Here is a 24,357-nt window from a genome sequence, read left to right as displayed (position 1 = left end):
CATTTGAGTTATTGCTTTTATCAATTCAAGTCTAAAATAAGTATATATACCTGCTTAGCGGCCATTTTAAGTTGCTACCTTTTTTTAGCATGTGAAAGATTAGATTCACCTGAATCAGGCAGTTTAATTGAAGAAACCAGAACCGAATTCGCACCGGATAAAAGAGTTGCTTTATTTGATATATCCTTTGAAAATAATATACTTTCTGGAGAAACAAATTTACCTGAAGCTCTGGAAACCCTCAAGAACAGATTTGAGGAAAATGGTATAGCGTATACAGATCAGGTGACGGTATTACCTATGTTGGAAGGTAAACATTTTGGAGTAGTCACCATATCAGTAGCTAATATTCGCAGTCAGCCAAAGCACAGTGCAGAGCTGGCCACTCAAGCTACCATGGGAACTCCACTAAATGTTTTAAAACAAGATGGTACATGGTATCTGGTTCAGACACCGGACCAATACATCTCATGGATAGATGCGGCAGGTATCCAACTGATGGACCAAGAGGAGTTTCAGCAGTGGGACCTATCAGAGAAGGCTGTTTTTACTTCACTGATAGGCTATGTATATGCTGATGAAAATCAAATCGAAATGGTTTCTGACCTTACCGCGGGCAATGTTCTCGAAGTAATCGGCAGAAAAACGGATTTCTATGAGGTAAAATTGCCAGATGGCAGAAAAGGATATGTAAATAGCAGTAGTATGGAGCCTCTGGGTGACTGGATAGCCAGCAGAAATCCATCTCATGAAAATCTCATAAGTACTGCTAAAAGCATGATGGGTATCCCGTATCTTTGGGGAGGTACATCTATAAAGGGAGTTGATTGCAGCGGTTTCACCAAAACGGTCTTTTTTCTTAATGGTCAGATCATACCTAGGGATGCCAGCCAGCAGATCCACGAAGGTGAAGAAGTGGATAAGGACAAAAACTGGGAAAATCTTCAGGTTGGAGATTTGTTGTTTTTTGGTAAACCTGCTGCAGCAGATTCACCAGAAAAAGTAATACATGTAGGTATGTGGATCGGAAACAATTCTTTTATACATTCTAGAGGAAGGGTTAGGATAAGTTCATTTGACCCTGATAGTGAGCATTTTGATGAGTATGAATTAGATCGTTACTTGAGAACAAAAAGAATATTGGGCAAAGAAAGTCAAAATATCCTCGCTGTTGAAAAATTTATTAGATGATAATGCTTTCAGCAATTAAAAAGCAAAGGGTTTCAGCTGGCACGCCTGAACTATAGCAGACAAAACTTAAAACTTTGTAACATAAAATCCATCCTCTTGAAGGATGGATTTTATGGTTTTATACTTAAGGATGCTGATCCTGTTTCTTATAGGTGAGATCAAACCGGTCTAGTTCCATTACTTTGGTCCATGCTGCAGCAAAGTCATTTACAAACTTTTCTTTGGAATCTTCTTGTGCATATAACTCAGACAAAGCTCTCAGCTCAGAATTAGAACCAAAAATAAGGTCCACTCTGGTAGCAGAAAATTTGACGTCACCAGTTTTTCTGTCTCTTCCTATGAAAATCTCTTTAGTATCATCAGCAGCTTTCCATTCTGTGCCCATGTCCAGAAGGTTGACAAAGAAATCATTATTGAGCATATCTCTATTATTGGTAAATATCCCATGCTTAGAGCCATTATAATTGGCATTAAGTGACCGCATCCCTCCTACTAGTACCGTCATCTCAGGTGCAGTCAAGGTCAGCAACTGAGCTTTGTCTATTAAAAGCTCTTCCGTAGATACAATATATTTTGTTTTAAGATAATTTCTAAATCCATCTGCCATAGGCTCCAGCAGTTCAAAAGATTCCATATCAGTCTGTTCGGCCAAAGCGTCCATTCTCCCAGGTGAAAAAGGAATCTGAAGTTCATGTCCGGCATTTTTGGCGGCTTTTTCTACACCAGTATTGCCTGCTAAAACTATAAGATCTGCTAAAGAAACTCTTTTAGATCCTGCTTTAGAATTAAATTCATCCTTGATCTTTTCCAGTGTAGTCAAAACTTTATCAAGTTTATCAGGATTATTCACTTCCCATTTCCTCATAGGTTCTAACCTTATCCTAGCACCATTGGCCCCTCCTCTTCTATCGGACTCTCTATAGGTAGAAGCAGATGCCCAGGCGGTAGTTACCATTTCAGTAATACTAAGTCCTGACTGATTAATTTCCTCTTTTAGTGTCCTAATGTCACTTTCATTGATAAGGGTATGGTTAAGGGCAGGTATCGGATCCTGCCAGATCAGGTCTTCCTTTGGTGCTTCAGGACCTAAGTAGGTACTGATGGGGCCCATATCCCTGTGGGTTAATTTAAACCAGGCTTTTGCAAATGCATCATTAAAAGCATCCTGATCTTCAAGGAATCTTCTTGATATTTTTTCGTATTCCGGGTCAAATCTAAGAGATAAATCTGTGGTCAACATGTAAGGGGGCTGCTTTTTATTGACATCAAAAGCATGTGGAATGATATCTCCGGCATTTTTAGCCACCCATTGATGAGCGCCAGCAGGACTTTTGGTAAGTTCCCAATCAAACGCAAACAGAAAGGTAAGGAAATCGTGGCTCCACTGTGCCGGTGTAGAGGTCCAGGTGACTTCCAGCCCGGAAGTGATGGCATCTGCACCCTTACCTGTTTTATAAGTACTGGTCCAGCCGAAGCCCTGTTCTTCTATAGCTGCTCCCTCCGGTTCTCTTCCTACATGTTCGGCAGGACCTGCTCCATGGGTTTTGCCCAAAGTATGGCCTCCTGCGATCAAAGCCACAGTCTCTTCGTCATTCATTCCCATCCTTCCAAATGTTTCCCGTATGTCATGTGCCGCCAAAACAGGATCGGGATTTCCGTTTGGTCCTTCAGGGTTTACATATATTAATCCCATTTGTACAGCTGCGAGCGGCCTTTCCAATTGTCTGTCGCCAGTGTACCGCTGGTCATCCAGCCAGACGGTCTCTTTGCCCCAATATACATCCAATTCAGGTTCCCATGAATCCATTCTCCCCCCTGCAAAACCATAGGTTTTAAATCCCATAGATTCAAGTGCCACATTTCCGGTCAGCACCATAAGGTCAGCCCATGATATCTGGTTGCCATACTTTTGCTTGATCGGCCATAATAATCTCCTGGCTTTGTCGAGGTTAGCATTATCTGGCCAGCTATTCAGTGGTGCAAAGCGCTGCTGCCCTGAACGTGACCCGCCTCGGCCATCTCCTGTTCGGTATGTTCCAGCACTATGCCATGCCATTCTGATAAACAGTCCTCCATAATGACCGAAATCTGCTGGCCACCAATCCTGTGAGGTGGTCATTACTTCTCGGATATCATTCTTCAGGGCTTCATAATCTAAACTGTTGAACGCTTCGATATAATCAAAATTTTGACCCATCGGATTGGAAAGCGAGGAATGTTGTCTTAAAATGCCTAAATTTAATTGATTAGGCCACCATTCACTATTTTGGGTTGTTTTAGCTACACTGTGACTTTTTTTAGTGGCACCGGAATACCCGTCCACCGTTGGTTTTTCCTGCGCGAATCCACTATATAGAGGACTGATCACCAGAGAAAGTAATAGTATGATCCTTTTCATATTCAATTATTAAACTAAATGTTGAGGGTTGTATAATCGAGGGCAAATATATGAGCTAGTATTAAATGATAGAAATAGTTAATTTCTATCTGGAATAGACATTTTCTATATAGGGTTTTAGATTTTTATACAAAGGGGCTGAACTAACTTATGGTCAAGATGCTAGAAAAAACCTACGATGGTTTGGTAACGGTTACTACCGATACAAATAAATAGTGATACGGTACTTTTTTTTAAATGGAAGCCCTGATTTGATAAAACTGGGTATATTGTAATCCAAATTTCTTACAAAATCTTTTGAAGATCATTTTATATTTGCATAATATGAAAAACACGTTCTTTTTACCTCTCCTATTAGGTTTAGGCACCTCACTGCAAGCTCAGCAGTACATTGGTTTTCAGCAGCAATCTGTCTCTGTCCAGCAGCAATCCGAAAAGCGATTTTTAGATGGTGTAGACTACGGCAGATTTAAAACTCACCTGACCAGACTTACAGCGGTCCCCCATGTAGCTGGAAGTGCCGCAAATGAAAAAGTAAAGGATTATTTAATACAAACCATGGAAGCAGCAGGATGGTCCACAGAAGTATACCCATACGATGTGTACATGTCCAAAGAGCCAGGACATTCAGCTGTGGAGATTGTAACTCCTATAAGAAAGCCCTTAAACCAGAAAGAGTTTATTCTAGAAGAAGATCCTTATTCTGATCATCCGGATCTTTGGAAAGGCTGGAATGCCTACTCAGGCAGCGGGGATGTGACAGCAGAGGTTGTCTATGCCAACTACGGCACTAAGGCGGACTTTGAAAAGTTAAAGGAACTGGGTATAGATGTCAAAGGAAAAGTTGTCCTTGCACGATATGGAGGTAATTTCCGAGGGTATAAGGCCAAATTTGCAGAGGAGAACGGTGCTGCGGGGCTCCTGATCTATACGGATCCAAAAGATAGTGGCTATGCTAAGGGCCTGGTATACCCCGAGGGCATCCATTATAATGAAAGTGCCATTCAGCGGGGATCTTTGCTTACAGAAAATTTTACGGGGGATCCGTTGACTCCCTTTGAGCCTGCTTTGCCCAGAGATGGTAAAATAAAAGTACCCCGACTGGATCCGTCAGAAACGGCCCTCCATACAATACCCGTAACTCCTATCCCTTATGGTGCTGCCAGAGAAATCATGGAGCTGATGCAGGGAATACAGGCAGTACCCTCTTCTTGGCAGGGAGGACTTCCCTTCCCCTATAGACTAGAGGGAGGCAAAAACTTAAAAATCCGGGTCATGGTAGATCAAAAAAGGGACTTTGTTCGCGTGCATAACGTAATAGGTACACTAAAAGGATCAGAAAGACCTGACGAGTGGATCATACTTGGCTGCCACTATGATGCATGGGGCCATGGTGCCACGGACCCTAATAGTGGTACGGCCATGCTATTAAGCCTTAGTGAAACTTTGGGCAAATTGACAGACAAACCAAAAAGGTCCATTTTAATTGGCCATTGGGATGCTGAAGAGCATGGTGTCATAGGATCTACAGAGTGGGTGGAGCAGATGAGGGATGAGTTGAAAGCAAATGCTGTAGCATATATCAATTTAGATGCAGCTGTATCGGGAAGAAATTTCGGAGCTGCATCCTCTCCCACTCTTAAGCAGCTGATCATAGACTCTTCCAAAGAGGTTCAGTTTCCTGACTCTGCCAAATCAGTTTTCGAGGTATGGGCAGGTCAAAAGAAAGAACCCAGCATAGGCAATCTAGGCGGTGGATCTGATCATATCGCCTTTTATATGCATGTGGGTATTCCTTCAGTAAGCGGCGGAACGGGAGGCCCTACTTTGTACCATACCAATTATGATAATATGCATTTCTATGAAAAATTTGTTGATCCAACCTTTAAAATGGGTGGTGCAGTGGAGCAATTGATAGGGCTGATGACACTTAGACTGGCAAATGCTGAGGTGATACCCTATGATGTACCCCGATATGCGGAAGATCTTAATATGCATTTTGAACAAGCGGTAAAGGGGGTAAAAGAATTTCATCCAGAATTCAATGGTTTTGCAAAAACACGAACAGCTCTTAATTACCTTAAAGCTTCTTCTGATAACTACAGCAAGAATTTGGATAATAAGCTCGATAGCGGATTGGAATCCAATATATTGAATGATATAAATGCCAAGCTCCTTGAGTTGGAAAAAAGTTTCATAGATCCGAAAGGTATGTACTTTGGTAGCTGGTACAGGTCTCTATATGCATCTACAGATCCATATAGTGGTTATGCCTCCTGGATGCTTCCCGGAATCATGTATGAGATCGAAAATAAAAATACAGATAGGTTGACAGAATGGGACGAACGCTACAGTGCAGCCATAAATGAACTGAACCTCAAAGTGTCTGAACTTAACCGTATATTAGAACATAATTAAGCAAAATGTGGGTAGGGAAAATCTATTGTTTTTCCCTGCTCCCTTTATATAGTTCATATTTAAGCAACCTGCAATCTATGGTACCGTTATAAAACTCCATCCTTCTTTTTGCTTTCAGACCTATTTTTTTGGCGAGTTCAAGATTACCCGTGAAGATAAAACCTGTATATCCCTCTCCCTTTTGTTTCAAGAAATCCCCTATTCGTTTATAGGTTTCCTCCAGTTCTATTTCCTGACCGAGTCTTTCTCCATATTCCGGATTAATGAATATGATTCCATCTTCTGTCTCAGGCAGTGGGATATCAGCAAAATCTCCTTTCACAAATGCTATAAGATCATTTACGCCGGCTTCCTTGGCATTTTCCTGACTGATCAGCTGCGCCTGGTCACTGATGTCATTGGCTATGATCGTTGCAATAATATTGTCATTAATTTTGGAGAAAAGGTCTTCTTTGTAATCCCGGTACACTTTATCATCATAACCAATGAAAAATTGAAAGGAATACCTGTCTCTGTAAAGCCCTGGGTAACGGTTGCTCGCAATCATAGCTGCTTCTATGGCAACAGTTCCTGATCCACACATAGGATTGACCAATACACCTTTGCCATCCCATCCAGCTGCCATTAAAGTAACGGAAGCTAGGGCCTCCAACATAGGCGCTTGCCCAGGAATTTTTCTATAACCATGTTTGGCTATGGTCTCTCCTGAAGTATTGATATAAAGTGAAGCTTGGGTATCTTTCCAAAATAGTTGAAATACAGCTCCATCATATTCTGAGCCACTATTAGGTCTTACTCCTGAATTTTCTCTAAATCGGTCCACTATGGCATCTTTGATCCTAACATTCACAAATAGCGGATTATCTACACTTTCATTCTCCACATGGCTGGATACAGAAAAGTAGGTTTCGTTGGTTATATACTGTTCCCAAGGAAGCGCCTTTACTCTACGGTATATATCATCAGCATGTCTCAAATAAAATGATTTGATCTCAAAAAGCACATGACTGGCAGTACGTAAGTGAAGGTTTAAAAAAATGCATTCATTAAGAGAAGCATACAGCTCTACTCCTGTTCTAAATACTACCTTGGGTTTAAAACCAAGTGTAACCAGCTCCTGTTCTAAATACGGGGCAAACCTGTCTTTGCAGGTAATGACAACTTTTCCTTTTTGACCAAAATCATTCATAGATAGCAAAAATAGGTAATTTTTATGAATTAGGTGTGATGGTCGATTGAACGCATAGCGCTACGATTATATAATTGCATAATGGCCATTGTTTTGATCCCTATATATAATATTTTATCTCTGGAAATGTTGTGATAGATTGTACTAGAAAGAAACAGTATGGCTCTATTATAATAATTTAATTTAATATACATACATTTTAAACACTTACTTCATACTATGTATTTATGCTATTACATAAATACAACCACTTAAAAAAGGCTCTTACTTATGACATAAACATTAAAGAAATATAAATCCTCTATTTTTCGGCAAAGCATTTGCAATAAGTATTTTCAATCAACCTCAATATAAAATGGCTTACAATAGACAAGATGCAAAGGAAATGTGCAATGCTACGGAACTGGAACTTTACGATCAAAGCCAGCCTCCTAAGCTTTTTAAACTCAATCAAGAAGATCTAAAAAAAAATATTAAAAGGTCACGGGATTTTAGAGACAAGAATAGGGATCTCTTCAGAAGGCAGTCTATCGAAATGGCAGATACTACGGGGAACAAACGGGGAAACTCCTTGATAGCAAACCAGCGAACAGAAATGAAAGCCGAACTCATGTCGGAAATGCTGGAGCGGTTTGAACAGCAGCTTGACAATACCAGTGAATAGATTTTTTCCTATTATTTTTTATTGATTTATATCGTTATTTGCTGTTTCCATCATTCAAAGTATACGATCAATTCACTGGTAATTCATCGTATACTTTTATGCCATGGATGTTCCATTGATTCAATTTAATAATCTCAGTGCATACAGCATCAGCTAAATTAGTCGTAGCGGCTAAAAATATTGCAGCTAAAACCACATTTTATATATATCTCCCTTCCAAAGTTTATTTTATTAACGTTTGTATAAATATTCATGATAAATGATCATTTTTAAGTAAGCGTACATTGTCCCAGCATTTTCTTTGACAAATAAAACCCTCCTTCTACAAATTCCTACCTATCTTTGCGAACCAAATGGCTGACCGCAGCTGTTAATCGTGAAACCTCATGGGCCTTGACCCCATGAAAATATACAGAAATGACATTAAGAAAAAGAGTAGTAGTCGGCCTCTCCGGAGGAGTGGACAGCAGTGTGGCAGCGAGCATCTTGCTGGATCAAGGGTATGAAGTGATAGGCATGTTTATGAAAAACTGGCATGACGAAACTGTCACCATCTCCAATGAATGCCCATGGATGGAAGATAGCACCGACGCCATGTTGGTAGCAGAAAAACTGGGAATCCCTTTTCAGGCCATAGACCTTAGTGAAGAATATAAAGACAGAATCGTGGATTATATGTTTGCCGAATACCAGGCAGGAAGGACACCCAATCCGGATATACTATGCAACCGCGAAATAAAATTCGATATCTTCTTAAAAGCAGCCAAAAAACTGAAAGCCGATTATGTAGCTACCGGTCATTACTGCCAAAAGGAAACAATAAATAAAGACGGTAAAGAAATCCAAAGGCTTATAGCCGGAGCTGATACGAATAAGGATCAAAGCTACTTCCTCTGCCAGTTAAATCAAGAACAGCTATCAATGGCGCTATTTCCTATAGGCCACCTTCAAAAACCAGAAGTAAGGGCTATAGCCAAGGAAAGAGATCTGATCACTGCTGATAAAAAAGACAGTCAGGGGCTATGCTTTATAGGTAAGGTGAAGTTACCAGATTTCCTACAGCAGCAACTAAAACCAAAAAAAGGGGAAATAAAAGTTATACCGGAAGACTTATCCTATTATAAGATGCAAACCATTCCCGGTACAGAACCTGACACTTGGGACAGACAAACTTTGGATACCCTATGTCTACCTATCCAGTATAAGTCAGAACAGGGAAAAAATATCGGAGAACATAACGGTGCCCATTATTTTACTGTAGGTCAAAGAAAAGGATTAAATGTAGGCGGTACAGGTAAACCTCTTTTTGTAATCCATACTGATACTAAAGATAACATCATCTATACCGGTCTAGGAGAAGACCATCCTGGATTGATGCGAAAAGGACTTTTTGTTTCTTTGGAAGATGTGCATTGGATCCGTGAAGATCTAAAGCTAATCCCGGACTCATCAGCTAGGTATCTGACCAGGATCCGGTATCGGCAGCCGCTCAGTATGGCTACATTGATCATGAAAAAAAATGGTCTTTATGTTATCTTTGACCATCCTCAAAAAGGAATTGCATCAGGACAATTTGTGGCTTGGTATGAAGGAAATGAGTCAATAGGATCCGGTACTATTTATTGATTTTATGAATGAATGTCGGAAGCTTAAGAATACCTTTTAGGCTTCTGATATTTATATAATTTACATCAAGATTTAGACCCCGTTTTAAAATTTACATATAACCCAATCTTCGTGATGCTTGAAATATTATTTGAGGATGATCATTATATAGCAATCAATAAACCTGCAGGTCTACTGGTCCACCGTACCAAAATAGCCAAAAACGATGATGCCACCTATGCGATGCAATTACTGCGTGACCAAATCGGAAAATGGGTATATCCCCTTCACCGCATAGATCGCCCTACCTCTGGTATTTTACTGTTTGCCAAATCTTCCGAAGATGCTTCACTGTTTACTACACTGTTTACCGAACATAAGATAGAAAAACTATACCTCGCCACAGTGAGGGGATATCTAAAAGAAGATCAGTTTGTTAGCGATTATCCATTAAAAAAAGATTTAATTGGCGATCTACAGGAAGCCCGTACCAGTTTTTGGAGTTTAGCAAAGATAGAATTACCCTACGCTTCTTCTCCTAAGTTTGCCACTAGCAGGTACTCACTGGTAAAAGCATTTCCACAAACGGGTAGGATGCATCAGATCAGGCGGCATCTGGCGCACGAACGTAACTACCTTATCGGGGATACCACCCATGGAGAAAACAAACAAAATAAGTTTTTTAGAGAAAAATTCAGTCTTCAAAATATCCTGCTCCACGCCTGGCAGGTGAAGTTCATCCATCCCATATCCCATGAAGAAGTAAATATTCAGGCACCTTTACCTGATCATTTTTTAAATATCATTCATAAGTTAGGTTGGAAAGATACGGCTTCAAAATTAAATATAGTATAAATAGTACAAGGTAGGGTGGTTTAAAAAAAACTGTGCTTTATTCCATTGTCATAAAATATGGATAGTCACCAAAATAAATTTATAAAGTCGACTTAGTGTCAACTGAATAAATGGTTCATCCTTCCTCATATGGTAAACCCTATATTAATCACTCTTGGTTATTACATACTTTTAGGAATGTAACCAAACAGAATTTATTATCTTTAAACTTTGTTAGCACATCCCAAATAATAATCATGATTCATAAATATCTATTGCCGCTTTGCTTTCTCCTTACCGCTTTGTCTGTTACCGCACAGGAACCTAAAAACCAGATTGAAGAAGCCATTGATGACCGAGAAGCCCTATCTCATTTTAGATACCTTGCCTCTGACGAGATGATGGGCAGGGATCCCATCAGACCTGAGATCAACCTTGCTGCCAGATACATAGCGGAGCAGTTTTGGAAATACGGTGCTAAAGAGATCGATGGTGCTAAGGATTACTTTCAAAATGTCCCTTTCAGGGTTTCTGGCCCCCCCGCTGACGCAAATGCAGTTTTTAGTACCCAAACCTTTACTCAAGGAGACAATATGCTTGTTTTAGATGGGGGCGATATCAATGGCAAATATGAACTTCTGGCAGCAGGTCATGGACTGGATGAAGATCTGAAGGGAGTAGATGTGTCTGGCAAAATGTTAGTGGTAAAAGTAGGAGCCCCCGATCAGTTAAGTCCTTCCGAATTATTTTCTCTCGGACGTAAAAAATTAAGACTGGCCAAAGAAAATGGGGCGATAGGTGTAATCGAAATGTTCAATGCGCCTACTACACCCTGGAATATGCTGGTCACCTATCTAAACAGGACGCAGCTGACGATAGACCAAAATCCTGATGAAACCCAATCACTACCCTACATTTGGGTAAAGGACATGACAGGCGAACTATATGCTACCGTAAACAAAAGAGAAACTACATCTGTCAGCCTATCAGTGTCAGGTAAGACAAATCGCCAGATCCAAGGAAGAAATGTGGTAGCGGTAATAGAAGGCACCGATCCGGAATTAAAAACTGAATACGTTATGCTGTCTGCCCATTACGATCATATAGGTGTAGGAAAACCTAATTCAGAGGGCGATTCTATTTTCAATGGTGCTAGAGATAACGCTGTCGGAACAGTAGCAATTATTAATGCTGCCAAGTATTTTGCTAAGCATCCACCGAAACGATCCATCCTATTATGTGCCTGGACAGCTGAGGAGAAAGGTTTGCTGGGAAGTGGTTATTTTGCAGACCACCCATTGATTCCGCTGCAAGACATTATATTTAATATGAATATTGATAATGCAGGCTATAATGATACCTCTCTGATCACTGTCATCGGTTTGGGTAGGACTACAGCAGATGAAAGAATAGCTGAAGCCGTATCTGCGTTTGGCCTGACGGCTCAGTCAGACCCCGCTCCAGAACAGGGGCTATATGACCGGTCTGATAATGTGAATTTTGCAAGGAAAGGGATACCTTCTCCGACCTATAGTCTGGGTTTTACGGCATTTGATGAGGAGGTAGCTAAACATTACCACCAGCAGTCTGACAGGGTCGATAATTTTGACCTTGATTATGCTTTGTTATACTGGAAATCATATATTTTGTCTGCCCAATATGTAGCGGATATGGATGAGGCTCCATTTTGGTTTCCCGGTGATAAGTATGAAGAAGCTGGCAGATCACTTTATGGAAAAGTGAATGACAATGACTGATAACCCAAAGGCGGGGCTTCATCCCCATAATATTCACCGGTTCGGATATGATTTTGAAGCGCTTATACAAGCTGACCATGGTCTAGGGGTTTATGTAAGGCTTAACCCCTATGGTAATCTATCCATAGACTTTACTGATCCCAAAGCAGTGTTAGCTTTGAACAAAGCCATTCTAAAATCCGACTATGGTATTCAACACTGGGATATACCAGCTGGAAACCTCTGTCCACCCATCCCGGGTAGAGCAGATTATATATATTATCTAGCAGAACTTTTGGATACGGGAGTAAGCAAAGGTCTGACAGGTTTGGACATAGGAACAGGTGCAAGCGGAATTTATCCGCTGATAGGGGCTAGTAAATTTGGGTGGAAATTTATCTGTACCGATATAGATCCATTATCACTATCCAATGTATGCTCTATTCTAGATCATAACCCATCTATCAAACCTTTAATAACCTGTAGGCTCCAGCCTCATACCAGTCGCATATTCCGTAATGTCTGGCACCAGGGTGAAAAAGTGGATTTCACCATGTGCAATCCACCTTTTCATGCTTCAGCTAAAGAGGCAGCCCAGGCTACTCATAGAAAGAACAGAAACCTTTCTATAAATTCCAACAATAAAAATTTCGGTGGTAATAAAAACGAATTATGGTTCCCTGGTGGAGAACAGCGATTTGTATCAAATATGATCCAAGAAAGCATATTTTATAAAATGCAGTGCAGGTGGTTCACTTCTTTGATCTCCAAAAAAGAATCATTGCCACTGCTTTATAAAAAACTTCAAGAAATAGGTGCAAATTATAAGGTTATTGAAATGGCACAAGGACAGAAAAAAAGCCGAATATTAGCTTGGCACTTTTAAATCGTCAGATACCTATGCAATAATATATAAAATCGAAAGAAAGCCTGAACCTATTTTTGTTCAGCTGAATACATGTTGTTATTGGAGCATATCTGCTATATTTATATATATAGGTTATCCTATCGGTTTATTCCTGCCACTGCTCATTTTTGTCATATGCCCCTACTCCTTCTACCATCACCTGTTTATTACCTCAATTAGTAATACTTATTTTACCTGAACTCACCCTTCCTTTTACAGTGGCACCGGCATTATTATCTATGATCATGTTCTTTCGGCCCTTCTGGTTGCCTACAGTCATACTACCGCTACCACCGGATAAATCAAAGTTATAATCGGCCAGATCATCATTGGTCTGAATATTTATGCTACCTGAAGAAGCTTTAAGTTCTGTATTCTTACCTAAACCTACTCCGGTGCCTTTTATTCTACCGGATGATACAGAAGCATTCTCGAGTTCATGGATATTTTCTAATGTAACGCTTCCTGAGCTCATGCTCGTATTTACCCTGCCCTGGACATTTTTTACGGTAAACTTTCCACTGGATCCATTGAGTGTAACATTGCCATCTACATTTTCCAGATTTACTGATCCCGATGAAATAGAGCAATCGATATCACCTCCTAGTAAGTGTCCATCTATTTTTCCTGAAGAGGCTGTGATGTTTATATGGTCCACCATCAGGTTTTTCAAATCAATTTTTCCTGAACTACATTTAAAAGTTGCCTCCTGATATGTGAGGCCACTGATAAACATCCTTCCTGAGCTATTGGTTACCTTTAACCTGACATTTTCTGGTCCTGTGAGACTGATAAAACCTGAGTTTGTATTATTGCCTCCAGATGATCGAATCTTCTTGAGTTCCACTTTAAGTTTATTTCCATCCACCCGATAGATAATGTCGTAATCATTTTTTCTTGTAGATTCCAGATAAGCATTGAGAAATACCTCTGTGTCGTTTTCTTTACCTTCATAGGTTATTTCTAAAAAACCTCCATTGATTTCTATTTCTTCTATACCGGTAAAACTCTTTTCTACATCTACTGCAGTTTCCATTTGGGAAAAACCACAGGATGGAAAGATAATCATAGCTAAAGCTATATAGAAAAATTTAATTATTTTACACATTTGCTTCAGTGTTTTGATTAAATCCATACCCGTTGGACATCATATTAAGTGTTTCGTGGGCTATCCTGACATTGTATTCATAAGCTAAACTTTTATAATTGACCAGATCTACTATGGTACCTATAAAACACAAACCAGCAGTCAATAAATAAAGAATGCCCAGGCCGATTTGTCCCAATATAAAGCGATGTAATCCTGCAAAGCCAAAGAACCCTATCAGAGTGAGAATAAGGATCATCTGACTATCTTTTCTTCGAGCTCTGTAAACCTGGGCAAACATGTTGGCTTGTTCGTCATTCATATTTTTTAATATACCCTGAATATATCCTAATTCCATACCTTCCAGTTCCGGAAGATGTCTTAATACATTAGCCATAATAATTGAAGTTTTTAATGTTTTTTATTAATTGTATAATTCGCCATATAATCACCACGATGGCCAAACCAGCCAATGGATGCATAGAAAATGATGCGGAAAAATGTCCATGTAACATTAAATTAATAGCCCGTCCCAATCCACATCCTGGACACCATGAAAAACCAATGTAGGATATTGGACATAAGGTAAAATGATGGTCATGTCCGGGTTTCATCAGTGCCAGACTGATAAGGGCCCCCAGCCAAAAGATCAATTCGACAGGTAGTTTTTCTTTAATATTTAGAATTTTCCTAATCATTTACAGCTAAAAGTACGAAAAGAATGCCATGTGCAAAAAAGTCCCCCTTCATGATTTAAAAGGGGTTTACGCATTACTGAATGTCCGCAACAGACACATGTTTATGTCCGTTTATGAACAACATTTTCGGGCATGGAAGGAATAACCGGAATTTGAATGGATGCTTTCCCGCCATACTCCTGGTCTACCACTTTTTTAAATCCACTGGCTAAGTGAGCATAAGAAGCCGAGTTTGATCCTTGGATTTTGAAATTATATTTTAAAACCTGGGCGAAAATAGATGGAGGTAAATCATATCTTTTGGAGATAGCCAAACATGCTGAAGCTTTTTCTCCTATTAAATAAGCGATCATTGTTTCCACAAAATTGGAAAGCTGTGGAGGTACAGATTTTTTATAATAACTTACCAGGCTATTGATGAGTTTGATTCCTGCATCTGAATGCTTCATTTGCCTTCCCCTGATGAGTTTTTCTAAATATATTGCTTCTTTTGCATCAGTAGGCCAATAATCAATATTTATACCCATATAGTAGCCTATTATTTTCCAGTAATGCAGGAGTGCATCCACCGTAATCTGGTCCAGGTGCTGATTTACTTTTCTAAAGCCCCTGATCACCAGATAACTAAAGGCCAGGTTTGTACCTATCATGTCTTCCTGATTGATAGGGCTACCCCATGATTCATCCCATGTACTGTCATGCCGGTCAATAAAATACCTGGCAAAAGCATGGATCAACCGTACCTTTGCGATTACCAATAGAGAAGAACTATCCCACATAAATGAGTTGGGCTTGAATGATTCTAGCACAAAACCTGCAGTTTCTATCAGCCTTTTGCCCTGGTCCTCAAGGATACGCTTAGACCTTACCAATACCTGCGCTCCATCCCCAAATGCATAGCAATACGGTAATGAATAAAACCCTAATAAACCTAAATATGTATTTCCCTTTTTTGAGAAAAAATCCTGGGACCGGTGTACCTTGCTCAGATCGAGTTGATTTGGAACTGTGCTATAAAATTGCCAAAACTGTACCAGATCTATGGGAAAGGTTTCAGGTAAAATGGAAGGTATGCTTTTCCAGTTATTGATTTCTTCGGCCAAAGAAGGTTTTGCTATCAATACTTTTACGGCAAGGTCAGCAATTGGGTCTTTTTGATGTCTCAGGTTATCAAACGCCTTGTCGGTATATAAATTTAATTTACTCACTGGAAATTAACTGGGTTTGTGTAATTTAGTTTTTTAATACTGCGTTAATAATTTATGAAATTGACTACCCTCTATGTTTTATTGCTTTCTATACTGCTTCCAGTAGCCTCTCATGCTCAGGGATCCTTTGATATTATATCCTTAGACACTAAATCGAGGTTTGGAAGATTTCAGATAGTCCCCCATTCTGCCAGTAAAATAACGGACAGAATAGGTTATGATAACCAGCCGAATTTTATAAATGAAAAACAGCTGGTATTTTCAAGCAAGCCTGACCAGGGACATCATGATATTATTATGTATAATTTTGAAACACAAAAATTTACCAATATCACACGTACGGATAATAAAAGCGAATTTTCTCCTTCTTTGACAGATTGCGGATTATATGTATCGGCTATTACTGTCGAAGAAGACAGTACACAAAGGCTATGGCTATATCCTATAAATATGGGAGAACCTGAATTACTCTATGATAATATTTATCCAGTAGGATACTATGACTGGTATGATAATAAAGCAGTGATGTTCGTACTGGGCAGTCCAAATAAACTTATCTACCCCTATAGCCGGGATGAAGTAGATACATTATCTCAAAATGTGGGTAGATCTATTAAGAAAAGGCCCGGTACCAGCCAGATGGCTTATATCTCCAAAAATAACAATGTAGTAGTGGATGGTAAACCCGTGTATGAAATGGTATCTTATGACCTTAAAAAAAAGGAAATCAAAAATATAGGACTCACCCTCCCCTATTCTGAAGATTTTATCTGGGTGGGCAAAAACCACATATTAATGGCATCAGAACAAAGTATCTACATCAAAAATGTTCGTAAAAATAATTCATGGCAAGAAATCGCTAAAGTTTCCCTTCCAGGATACGGAAATATATCCCGTATGGCAATCAGTCCCAAATCAAAAAAACTTGTAGTGGTAATGGAAAGAAACTAAAGCTGAACCATATTAAGGAAAACTACTAGGGCAAACCTTTAATTCTAATGCTGCAAACGCTATATTTGCAGCTTTATTTATTGACACTGATTCAGATTATGAAAACCTTTATAGAGGAATTAAAATGGAGGGGCATGCTACAGGACATGACTCCGGATATAGAAGCACATCTTAAAAAGGGAATGGCCTCGGCATATTTAGGTTTTGATCCTACGGCGGACTCGTTGCATATAGGCCATCTGGTAGGTGTGATGACACTACTCCATTTTCAGCGTGCAGGACATAAACCTTTTGCTCTGGTCGGAGGTGCCACCGGTATGATCGGGGACCCATCATTTAAGTCTGCCGAAAGAAATCTATTAGATAATGAAACACTAGCTAAAAATATAGAAGGGATCAAAAAGCAGCTTTCTAAATTTTTAGACTTTGGCCAGGAAAGTGCCAATAAAGCTGAACTAGTCAATAATTTTGACTGGATGTCAAAATTTTCTTTTCTGGATTTTATACGGGATGTGGGCAAACACATTACCGTAAACTATATGATGTCCAAGGATAGTGTTAAAAGAAGACTAGAAGAAGGCAATGGACTTTCTTTTACCGAATTCACTTATCAACTTATCCAGGGCTATGATTTCCTTCATCTATGGAAAAATAAAAATTGTACCATACAGCTGGGAGGCTCAGACCAGTGGGGAAATATCATCACAGGTACCGAGCTTATCAGAAGAATGGAGGCTGGAAGTGCTTTTGGCCTAACTGTACCACTAATTACCAAATCAGATGGTACCAAATTTGGAAAAACGGAAGGAGGCAGTGTATGGTTAGATCCTGAGAAAACGTCTCCTTATGCATTTTATCAGTTTTGGCTAAATGTATCCGATGAGGATGCTGCAAAATATATCCGCATTTTCACTACCCTGGATGAGGAGACTATTCTATCTTTAGAATTAGAACATGCATCTGCCCCTCATGTTAGGGTGCTGCAAAAGGAGATAGCGAAGGCAATTACCATAATGGTCCATAGTGAAAAAGATTACAAGATGGCACTGACAGCTTCCGATATACTCTTCGGAAAATCTTCCACTGAAGATTTAAGCACATTGGATGAGAGGACTTTTTTACAGGTTTTTGATGGAGTACCTCAGGTTGGTGTCACTAAAAGTGATTTTGAGAAGTTGGAAGATGTCTTAGAACTTTTGGGAGAAAAGGCACAAGGGGTAATATTTTCATCCAAAGGTGAAGCCCGTAAGATGATTCTGGGAGGAGGGGTTAGTATTAACAAAATAAAAGTTAATGATCCTTCAGATAAACTTACAGTAAATCTTTTGCAGAATAAATATTTACTGGTTCAGAAGGGAAAGAAAAACTATTTTATTATCAATGTGGTATAATATTACAAACAGACTATTTCACTCTACTTAACTAAGATTCAATTTTTTTGATCTATATTTAACAAAATTATCGGTTCGATGGGCGTCTACGAAAGACAACAAAAAGAGAAGGATATATTAGCGGCAGCGATCAAGCTTTTTTCAGCAAAAGGATATGCAACCTGTAAAATGGATGATGTGGCCAAAGAAGCTAAAATGAGCAAGGGTTTAATTTATTTTTATTACAAAAATAAAGAGGATCTTTATATGGCGGTGACCAGAAAGGCATTTGAAGAGCTTAAGGACCTATTTAGCAAAACTTTGATTAAAGGGAAAGGCAAAAAAGGTATTGAGGTAATCACTGACCTTGTTGAAAATTATTTTATCTTTACCCAACAACATAAAATGTATCATGAATCCATATTGAATTTCATGAACATATTAGGAATGTATAATGATCCTTCACTTCGCAAAAAGATTGACCCTTTGATATTGGAGAGTACCAATTTTGTTAAACTGACGGAAATTCAATATGAACCTGCCAAATACGGCACCCAGATGATATCTTTAGGGGTAAGGGACGGCAGCATGCGGCCTGATTTACAACCTGAAATAACATTTTATACTGTCTGGACTATGATGATCGGATATGAAAAGTTAAAGGGACCGATAGATTATGAAAACAAAGAATTGAAAATAAGTGGTGAAAGTTGGAAGCATGGCTTTATAAAATTACTCCATGATATGCTGAAAGGTACTGTTCAGGGTCAAAAGCCACAGGCAGTCCAAGGAAGCTTATTTTAATAGAAACGCTACTATTATAAATTCCGATAATATTAGGCATTTTTATTGCTATTTACGATAATGACTTAAATCAAAACGTTTTACTATATAAAGTATAAATTATGTCAATGTTCTTAGGTGCTCTTATAATTTTAGGGATAGCCCTTGTTTTATTTTTCATGTTCAAAAATATTTTCACCAAAAAGAGAATGTCAGGAAAAGAAGTCCTTGATAAGGAAGTTCATCATTTCGATCATAAGACAGGTGATGAGAAAGTGGAAGGTAAAGATGAAAGCAAACCTCAGATTGAGGAAGCTGATGATAATAAAGAGATAAAATAAAAAAGGCGGTTATACCGCCTTTTTTATTTTAAAGATCCATTTTCTTTGTTTTCTTTTTGAATAGCTTCTTGTTCTTCCTTTTCAGCTCTTTCAAGATCTTTTTTTGTGTCCTTGGCTGAGGCTGGCTTAATGACTTTGCCGTCTGCGTCTACTTCCATAAGCTGTACCCGTACTGCTTCTTTATACGGGGAAATACTTCCGCCTGTCTTTTCGGCGATATAATAAGTGATCTGAGCCCCAAATAAGAATATAATGACAGAATAATAAAGCCATATCAATATAAACACCAAAGACCCAGCAGTACCATAAGCTCCCCCTACATCAGAAGTTGCCATATAGATGCCCAGAAGGTATTTTCCTGTAGCGAAAAGTATCATAGTCACAAAGGAACCTAACCATACATCTCTCCATTTTACTCGAGCATCAGGCAGAATTTTATACATCAGTCCAAATACCAGTACTACAATTCCCTGTGCTACCACAAAGTTAATTATACTGGCAAGCAAAAAAGTTTCTCCATTGAACAAGTTTGATAGATGCCTGAAAACAATTACCAAGATAGCATCAGCTATCAAAGAAATAATCAATACAAATCCTATAGAGGCAACCAATGAAAAACTTAATAACCTATTGATGATAAATTTTACTAAACCTCTTTCTGGTTTCGCCTGTATATGCCAGATATGGTTTATGCTATTTTGAAGGCTGACAAATACAGTAGTAGCACTGAATACAAGGACAGCCAGTCCCAAAATTTTTGCCCATAGGCTCTGTTCGTCGATTCTGGCATTTTGGATGATGCTATCGAAGGTCGATGCACTGTCGGAACCTAAGGTATTGGAGACCTGTTCCAACAGTTCTTCCCTTACAGCTCCCTCACTATAAAAATAAGCGGCTATGGAAACAACAATAATAAGTAAACCCGGCAGACTGAAAATGGTATAAAATGCCGTACATGCAGCAAAAGTCATGGCATCATTTCTGCCAAAATCCTTCACACTTTCCAGTATTATCTGAAACGAGGTAAGTTTTTTTAACCTTTTAAAGTTCTTTTTAAACATATTCAAAATTTTTAAAGGCCACATATGCCGCTAAGTCGTAGGGATACTATACCGATCTAAAGATCCTAAAATTATCTGATACCCTGATCAGGATATTTGGCAGTAATAGTCCTGCCAAAAGCCATCATTTCTTCGATCTGTTCAAGTATCATACCATCTGGCTGCGTTACTGGACCTATTCCCGCCAGTTTCCTTTTGTAATCCAAATAGCCCACCACTATGGGTACTTCTGCTCCTAAAGCAATATGGTAAAATCCAGTTTTCCATTTCGGTGCATAGCTTCTCGTTCCTTCAGGGGTAACCATGATCACTAACTCATCCCTATTTTTTAGCATATTGATCATTGCTTCAGTATAGGTCTGCTTTTTTTTGCCTGGAAGTCTTTTCCTGTCTATAGCAATCCCACCCAAACCTTTGATTAGCCATCCCAGAGGGCCTACCATGATTTCTTTTTTAATAGTAAACCTGACAGGAACATCCATGATGAAAAATGCGGCCCTGGCATACAACAAATCCCAGTTAGAGGTATGTGGTATAGCTATCAATACAGCTTTTTTCAAACCTTCGGGCCATCCACCCGCTACTTTCCAACCTGTAATCCAAAATAAAAATCGTGCTAATAATTTCATTTCTACTATACTGTTATTTTATTGCTAATTGCTGTAAAGCTTTATTTCCCTCAATAAATGTCAAAGTTTCATTATACCCAGCTTCAAATATTTCATCTGCTTTTTTAATATCAAACACTCCAAACCTGGCTAGACCTTTAGGTTCTATAAAAAAATCACATTTGTTCTTTCTACTATAGACATTAAAGTTCATAGACATGATAACAGTCCGTTCAATTAGTTTCTTAATATTGGTAATATTGAGCTGTTCTGGCAAGTGATTACAGTTGACTCCGATGATATAGTCACATACACCATCCAAAGGTTCTACGGGTAAGTTGTTCAATACCCCCCCATCGACTAGAAAGTTGCCATCGACCATTATAGGATCAAACATGCCTGGAATACAGGTGCTGGCCATCAATGGCAAGATAAGTTCTCCTTCAGAAAAATATACTGCCTTTCCTCTACCGATATCTGTGGTGGCTATGGTCAAGGGTATTTTTAAATTGGAAAAACTGTTATCTCCTAAGTATTGACCATAAAGAGACTGTAATATATCCATTTTAAGAAGTCCTGTCCAACTGATGGCTGGCCTTAAGAATTTCAGGTAGTTGGTATCTTTGATGATCTTAAATATTTCATCAGGACTATATCCATAGCAATACATCGTCCCTACTATGGCACCAGCACTGGTTCCGGAAACCCTGGTGGGGTATATTCCAGCCTCATTGAGTGCTTTCAAAACGCCCAAATGTGAAATACCCCTTACACCCCCCCCAGATAAAGCTATACCTATATTTTTCTTAGAGTTCACTCAGCAAAAATGTTTGATCTAACCTTACACCTTTTTCTGTCATCTTCACTGTACAGCATTCATTGATTGAATCATGTTCAAGAAAAATGATATAATGATTTTCTGCCGCTTCTATTAAAAATTTTTCTTTTTCCTTAAGTGTAAGCAAAGGCCTGGTATCATATCCCATAACATATGGAAGGGGAATATGGCCTACTGAAGGTAGAAGGTCAGCCGCAAAAACAAGGGTATGCCCTTTATACTGAATCTTTGGGATCATCTGTTTATCTGTATGTCCATCTGCACAGAAATAATCGAAACCGTCCATAAATTCATTTTCATCTACAGGAAGGAAATGGAGCTGACCGCTATCTTTCATAGGCAGTATATTTTCCTTCAAGAAAGAAGCTTTTTCTCTGTTATTAGGCGATGTGGCCCACTGCCAGTGATCTTGGTTTGTCCAATATTTAGCATTGGGAAAAACGGTTTCTATGATATTGTTATTGCCTTTTTTATATGAAAGGCCTCCCCCACAATGATCAAAATGCAGATGAGTAAGAAAATTATCAGTTATATCATGAGTAGAAAATCCTTTTTCCTGTAAAGAATTTATAAGTGTATCTTCCCCATGTAGGTAATAATGGCTGAAAAATTTTGCGTCCTGTTTATCTCCTATCCCGTTATCTATCAACACTAACTTATCTCCGTCTTGCACCAACAGGCATCTCATTGCCCATGTGCATAAATTCTTTTCATCTGCTGGATTTGATTTTTCCCAAAGTATTTTAGGCACGACGCCAAACATAGCGCCTCCATCCAATTTGAAAAATCCGGTATTGATCACATGTAATTCCATATTTTGCATAAAAAAACCCCTGCAGAATACAGAGGTTTGGTTTGATATATCAACTATATTATTCTTTTACTACCCCCATGGCACAGAATTTATCTATCCTCATCTCTATGCGTTTATCTGCTTCCAGTTTATCAAGTTCTGACAGTGCTTCCACTATAGTCGCTTTTAATGTGGTAGCCATCATTTTGAGATTCTTATGCGCTCCTCCCAATGGTTCTGAAATAATACCATCTATCAGTTTGTTTGAAAGCATGTCTTTTGCGGTAAGTTTTAAAGCCTCAGCCGCCTGCTCTTTATAATCCCAGCTCCTCCATAGTATAGATGAACAGGATTCAGGTGAGATAACAGAATACCAGGTGTTTTCCAACATAAAAACTTTATCACCAATGGCTATACCTAGTGCTCCACCTGAAGCTCCTTCCCCTATAATGATACAGATGACAGGAACCTTTAATTTAAACATCTCTTTTAGGTTTCTCGCTATGGCTTCTCCCTGTCCCCTCTCTTCAGCTTCCAATCCGGGAAAGGCTCCTGGGGTATCTATCAAAGTAACGATAGGTTTACCAAACTTTTCAGCCATCTTCATCAACCTAAGCGCTTTGCGATACCCTTCCGGATTTGCCATCCCGAAATTTCTTTCCTGTCGCTGCTTGGTATTCCGGCCTTTTTGTTGTCCTATGAACATCACAGTTCTACCATGGATATCTCCAAGTCCACCTACCATGGCCTTATCATCTTTTACATTCCGGTCACCATGTATTTCTATAAAATCATTTGTGATCTCATGAATATAGTCCAACGCATAGGGTCGGTCAGCATGCCGTGACAATTGAACCCGTTGCCACCTGGTTAAATTTTCAAAAGTTTCTTTTTTGAGTGTCTGGATTTTGTCTTCCAACGACTGGATATCTGCAGATAAATCAATGTTTTTTCCTTTGGCCAAATCCTTCATTTCCTGAAGCTTTTGCTCCAAATCGGCTATTGGTTTCTCAAATTCTAATACCATAATAAAGTTTTATTGCTAGTACAAAGATAAAAATATATTTCTAAGTATAATGTTTTCTGCAAGAATGGAGCAAAAAACATATCAGTGGTAAATTATTATTGAAATAAGTTCATATTCTGCCTAAGCCTACCTTTTAAATTTTCTTTCAATTATGGTTTATGTTTAATATTCATATAAAAAGATCCGTCTTTAGCTGATTGGAGGATGTATACAAAGTAATCCATTGGAAAAATAATTGGCGTAAAACAAAAAAAGCCTCAGAGATGTACTCTAAGGCTTGCGGAATAGCCTGTCCCGAGCATCGGGAGACGGGACTCGAACCCGCGACCTTCCCGAGCTTGGGCTCGGGACAGGCATTCTAACCAGCTGAACTGCCATTGATCAGTTTTAGGATAAAGTCTTTACTTTTCATTTTTTTAATGTATTGCTCTCGCTTCTGTGCTTCTGCTTTAGAATCAAACTGTTCTGTATATACAATTTTCCAGGGTTGTTTTCTTCCCGTATATCCTGAATGTGGCCGGTTATGCTTTTCTAGTCTACTCGATGGATTTTCTGAATAGCCAATATAAAAAGATCCGTCTTTAGCTGATTGGAGGATGTATACAAAGTAATCCATTGGAAAAATAATTGGCGTAAAACAAAAAAAGCCT

At 39.0% G+C, this 24,357-nt stretch carries 23 protein-coding genes and 1 pseudogene; 11 read left to right on the top strand and 13 right to left on the bottom strand.

Going from position 1 to position 24,357, the window contains the following annotated elements; all coding sequences use genetic code 11:
* Positions 1 to 3: 3 nt before the first annotated feature.
* Entirely contained in the window at positions 4 to 1,191 is a 1,188-nt protein-coding gene (locus EL17_RS08480; protein WP_240485954.1) for a C40 family peptidase, read from the top strand.
* Positions 1,192 to 1,315: 124 nt separating this feature from the next.
* Here the strand turns inward: EL17_RS08480 and katG are convergent, their stop codons facing one another.
* The gene (gene katG, locus EL17_RS08475) at positions 1,316 to 3,589 is read right to left on the bottom strand and encodes a catalase/peroxidase HPI (protein ID WP_035072635.1); all 2,274 of its coding nucleotides are present in this window, start codon (positions 3,587 to 3,589) and stop codon (positions 1,316 to 1,318) included.
* A gap of 324 nt (positions 3,590 to 3,913) precedes the next feature.
* On the opposite strand from katG, the gene EL17_RS08470 reads away from it, so the two are divergent.
* Complete coding sequence (locus EL17_RS08470; RefSeq protein ID WP_035072633.1) at positions 3,914 to 6,007, top strand: M28 family metallopeptidase; 2,094 nt, start codon at positions 3,914 to 3,916, stop codon at positions 6,005 to 6,007.
* Between the two features lie 22 nt (positions 6,008 to 6,029).
* On the opposite strand, the gene EL17_RS08465 is transcribed toward EL17_RS08470, so the two are convergent.
* The gene (locus EL17_RS08465) at positions 6,030 to 7,196 is read right to left on the bottom strand and encodes a THUMP domain-containing class I SAM-dependent RNA methyltransferase (RefSeq protein ID WP_035072632.1); all 1,167 of its coding nucleotides are present in this window, start codon (positions 7,194 to 7,196) and stop codon (positions 6,030 to 6,032) included.
* Positions 7,197 to 7,551: 355 nt separating this feature from the next.
* On the opposite strand from EL17_RS08465, the gene EL17_RS08460 reads away from it, so the two are divergent.
* The 5 genes from EL17_RS08460 to rlmF all read left to right on the top strand — a co-directional run bounded on the left by EL17_RS08460 (position 7,552) and on the right by rlmF (position 12,921).
* On the top strand, positions 7,552 to 7,860 hold the full coding sequence (locus tag EL17_RS08460) for a hypothetical protein (protein WP_035072630.1): 309 nt from the start codon (positions 7,552 to 7,554) through the stop codon (positions 7,858 to 7,860).
* Between the two features lie 417 nt (positions 7,861 to 8,277).
* Positions 8,278 to 9,486 carry a tRNA 2-thiouridine(34) synthase MnmA gene (gene mnmA, locus EL17_RS08455; RefSeq protein ID WP_035072628.1) on the top strand — a complete coding sequence of 403 codons (1,209 nt, stop codon included), beginning with the start codon at positions 8,278 to 8,280 and terminating at the stop codon, positions 9,484 to 9,486.
* A 114-nt stretch (positions 9,487 to 9,600) separates the two neighbouring features.
* Entirely contained in the window at positions 9,601 to 10,320 is a 720-nt protein-coding gene (locus tag EL17_RS08450; protein WP_035072626.1) for a pseudouridine synthase, read from the top strand.
* Between the two features lie 236 nt (positions 10,321 to 10,556).
* Complete coding sequence (locus EL17_RS08445; protein ID WP_035072624.1) at positions 10,557 to 12,056, top strand: M28 family peptidase; 1,500 nt, start codon at positions 10,557 to 10,559, stop codon at positions 12,054 to 12,056.
* Positions 12,049 to 12,921: a 23S rRNA (adenine(1618)-N(6))-methyltransferase RlmF gene (gene rlmF / locus EL17_RS08440; RefSeq protein WP_051719890.1), complete on the top strand. Its 873-nt coding sequence runs from the start codon at positions 12,049 to 12,051 to the stop codon at positions 12,919 to 12,921. Before EL17_RS08445 ends, rlmF begins: the two co-directional genes overlap by 8 nt.
* Before the next feature lie 193 nt (positions 12,922 to 13,114).
* On the opposite strand, the gene EL17_RS08435 is transcribed toward rlmF, so the two are convergent.
* The 4 genes from EL17_RS08435 to EL17_RS08420 form a co-directional block, all read right to left on the bottom strand.
* Entirely contained in the window at positions 13,115 to 14,050 is a 936-nt protein-coding gene (locus EL17_RS08435) for a DUF4097 family beta strand repeat-containing protein (RefSeq protein ID WP_035072623.1), read from the bottom strand.
* On the bottom strand, positions 14,043 to 14,426 hold the full coding sequence (locus EL17_RS08430; protein WP_035072621.1) for a TM2 domain-containing protein: 384 nt from the start codon (positions 14,424 to 14,426) through the stop codon (positions 14,043 to 14,045). Before EL17_RS08430 ends, EL17_RS08435 begins: the two co-directional genes overlap by 8 nt.
* Complete coding sequence (locus EL17_RS08425; protein ID WP_240485971.1) at positions 14,419 to 14,643, bottom strand: DUF2752 domain-containing protein; 225 nt, start codon at positions 14,641 to 14,643, stop codon at positions 14,419 to 14,421. Before EL17_RS08425 ends, EL17_RS08430 begins: the two co-directional genes overlap by 8 nt.
* A gap of 185 nt (positions 14,644 to 14,828) precedes the next feature.
* The gene (locus EL17_RS08420) at positions 14,829 to 15,935 is read right to left on the bottom strand and encodes an oxygenase MpaB family protein (RefSeq protein ID WP_051719889.1); all 1,107 of its coding nucleotides are present in this window, start codon (positions 15,933 to 15,935) and stop codon (positions 14,829 to 14,831) included.
* 54 nt (positions 15,936 to 15,989) lie between these two features.
* Here EL17_RS08420 and EL17_RS08415 point away from each other — a divergent pair, with 54 nt between their 5' ends.
* The 4 genes from EL17_RS08415 to EL17_RS08400 all read left to right on the top strand — a co-directional run bounded on the left by EL17_RS08415 (position 15,990) and on the right by EL17_RS08400 (position 19,380).
* Positions 15,990 to 16,886, top strand: a complete 897-nt coding sequence (locus EL17_RS08415; protein WP_035072617.1) for a TolB-like translocation protein — start codon at positions 15,990 to 15,992, stop codon at positions 16,884 to 16,886.
* Between the two features lie 98 nt (positions 16,887 to 16,984).
* A complete protein-coding gene (gene tyrS / locus EL17_RS08410) occupies positions 16,985 to 18,277 on the top strand; it encodes a tyrosine--tRNA ligase (protein ID WP_035073388.1) in 1,293 nt (430 codons plus the stop codon).
* A gap of 78 nt (positions 18,278 to 18,355) precedes the next feature.
* Positions 18,356 to 19,060: a TetR/AcrR family transcriptional regulator gene (locus EL17_RS08405; protein ID WP_035072616.1), complete on the top strand. Its 705-nt coding sequence runs from the start codon at positions 18,356 to 18,358 to the stop codon at positions 19,058 to 19,060.
* Positions 19,061 to 19,161: 101 nt separating this feature from the next.
* Complete coding sequence (locus tag EL17_RS08400) at positions 19,162 to 19,380, top strand: hypothetical protein (RefSeq protein WP_164675011.1); 219 nt, start codon at positions 19,162 to 19,164, stop codon at positions 19,378 to 19,380.
* A gap of 23 nt (positions 19,381 to 19,403) precedes the next feature.
* Here EL17_RS08400 and EL17_RS08395 read toward each other — a convergent pair whose 3' ends face one another.
* From EL17_RS08395 to EL17_RS08370, 7 genes and pseudogenes are all read right to left on the bottom strand, one after another.
* Positions 19,404 to 20,441 carry a YihY/virulence factor BrkB family protein gene (locus tag EL17_RS08395; protein WP_084166179.1) on the bottom strand — a complete coding sequence of 346 codons (1,038 nt, stop codon included), beginning with the start codon at positions 20,439 to 20,441 and terminating at the stop codon, positions 19,404 to 19,406.
* 71 nt (positions 20,442 to 20,512) lie between these two features.
* Positions 20,513 to 21,070: a 1-acyl-sn-glycerol-3-phosphate acyltransferase gene (locus tag EL17_RS08390; protein WP_035072614.1), complete on the bottom strand. Its 558-nt coding sequence runs from the start codon at positions 21,068 to 21,070 to the stop codon at positions 20,513 to 20,515.
* Positions 21,071 to 21,083: 13 nt separating this feature from the next.
* Positions 21,084 to 21,866, bottom strand: coding sequence for a patatin-like phospholipase family protein (locus EL17_RS08385; protein ID WP_035072613.1), 783 nt, complete (start codon positions 21,864 to 21,866; stop codon positions 21,084 to 21,086).
* Positions 21,856 to 22,701 (bottom strand): MBL fold metallo-hydrolase, encoded by an 846-nt coding sequence (locus tag EL17_RS08380; RefSeq protein WP_035073384.1) that lies wholly within the window; start codon positions 22,699 to 22,701, stop codon positions 21,856 to 21,858. The genes EL17_RS08385 and EL17_RS08380 overlap by 11 nt, the downstream gene beginning before the upstream one ends.
* 58 nt (positions 22,702 to 22,759) lie before the next feature.
* Positions 22,760 to 23,707, bottom strand: a complete 948-nt coding sequence (locus EL17_RS08375; RefSeq protein ID WP_035072612.1) for an acetyl-CoA carboxylase carboxyltransferase subunit alpha — start codon at positions 23,705 to 23,707, stop codon at positions 22,760 to 22,762.
* Positions 23,708 to 24,014: 307 nt separating this feature from the next.
* A pseudogene (locus EL17_RS23465) lies at positions 24,015 to 24,080 on the bottom strand.
* The gene (locus EL17_RS08370) at positions 24,066 to 24,323 is read right to left on the bottom strand and encodes a GIY-YIG nuclease family protein (RefSeq protein ID WP_035073382.1); all 258 of its coding nucleotides are present in this window, start codon (positions 24,321 to 24,323) and stop codon (positions 24,066 to 24,068) included. Before EL17_RS08370 ends, EL17_RS23465 begins: the two are co-directional and overlap by 15 nt.
* Positions 24,324 to 24,357 lie beyond the last annotated feature (34 nt).

Origin of the sequence: Anditalea andensis (assembly GCF_000714815.1) — a bacterium.
Classification (GTDB): Bacteria; Bacteroidota; Bacteroidia; order Cytophagales; family Cyclobacteriaceae; genus Anditalea; species Anditalea andensis.
This window is presented reverse-complemented; position numbering and strand designations above follow the sequence as displayed.

Excerpts from the sequence above, each read along its gene's own strand:
- katG (WP_035072635.1), bottom strand. The coding sequence starts at position 3,589 with ATGAAAAGGATCATACTATTACTTTCTCTGGTGATCAGTCCTCTATAT.
- EL17_RS08470 (WP_035072633.1), top strand. The coding sequence starts at position 3,914 with ATGAAAAACACGTTCTTTTTACCTCTCCTATTAGGTTTAGGCACCTCA.
- EL17_RS08465 (WP_035072632.1), bottom strand. The coding sequence starts at position 7,196 with ATGAATGATTTTGGTCAAAAAGGAAAAGTTGTCATTACCTGCAAAGAC.
- EL17_RS08460 (WP_035072630.1), top strand. The coding sequence starts at position 7,552 with ATGGCTTACAATAGACAAGATGCAAAGGAAATGTGCAATGCTACGGAA.
- mnmA (WP_035072628.1), top strand. The coding sequence starts at position 8,278 with ATGACATTAAGAAAAAGAGTAGTAGTCGGCCTCTCCGGAGGAGTGGAC.
- EL17_RS08450 (WP_035072626.1), top strand. The coding sequence starts at position 9,601 with ATGCTTGAAATATTATTTGAGGATGATCATTATATAGCAATCAATAAA.
- EL17_RS08445 (WP_035072624.1), top strand. The coding sequence starts at position 10,557 with ATGATTCATAAATATCTATTGCCGCTTTGCTTTCTCCTTACCGCTTTG.
- rlmF (WP_051719890.1), top strand. The coding sequence starts at position 12,049 with ATGACTGATAACCCAAAGGCGGGGCTTCATCCCCATAATATTCACCGG.
- EL17_RS08435 (WP_035072623.1), bottom strand. The coding sequence starts at position 14,050 with ATGTGTAAAATAATTAAATTTTTCTATATAGCTTTAGCTATGATTATC.
- EL17_RS08430 (WP_035072621.1), bottom strand. The coding sequence starts at position 14,426 with ATGGCTAATGTATTAAGACATCTTCCGGAACTGGAAGGTATGGAATTA.
- EL17_RS08425 (WP_240485971.1), bottom strand. The coding sequence starts at position 14,643 with ATGAAACCCGGACATGACCATCATTTTACCTTATGTCCAATATCCTAC.
- EL17_RS08415 (WP_035072617.1), top strand. The coding sequence starts at position 15,990 with ATGAAATTGACTACCCTCTATGTTTTATTGCTTTCTATACTGCTTCCA.
- tyrS (WP_035073388.1), top strand. The coding sequence starts at position 16,985 with ATGAAAACCTTTATAGAGGAATTAAAATGGAGGGGCATGCTACAGGAC.
- EL17_RS08405 (WP_035072616.1), top strand. The coding sequence starts at position 18,356 with ATGGGCGTCTACGAAAGACAACAAAAAGAGAAGGATATATTAGCGGCA.
- EL17_RS08400 (WP_164675011.1), top strand. The coding sequence starts at position 19,162 with ATGTCAATGTTCTTAGGTGCTCTTATAATTTTAGGGATAGCCCTTGTT.
- EL17_RS08395 (WP_084166179.1), bottom strand. The coding sequence starts at position 20,441 with ATGTTTAAAAAGAACTTTAAAAGGTTAAAAAAACTTACCTCGTTTCAG.
- EL17_RS08390 (WP_035072614.1), bottom strand. The coding sequence starts at position 21,070 with ATGAAATTATTAGCACGATTTTTATTTTGGATTACAGGTTGGAAAGTA.
- EL17_RS08380 (WP_035073384.1), bottom strand. The coding sequence starts at position 22,701 with ATGGAATTACATGTGATCAATACCGGATTTTTCAAATTGGATGGAGGC.
- EL17_RS08375 (WP_035072612.1), bottom strand. The coding sequence starts at position 23,707 with ATGGTATTAGAATTTGAGAAACCAATAGCCGATTTGGAGCAAAAGCTT.
- EL17_RS08370 (WP_035073382.1), bottom strand. The coding sequence starts at position 24,323 with ATGGATTACTTTGTATACATCCTCCAATCAGCTAAAGACGGATCTTTT.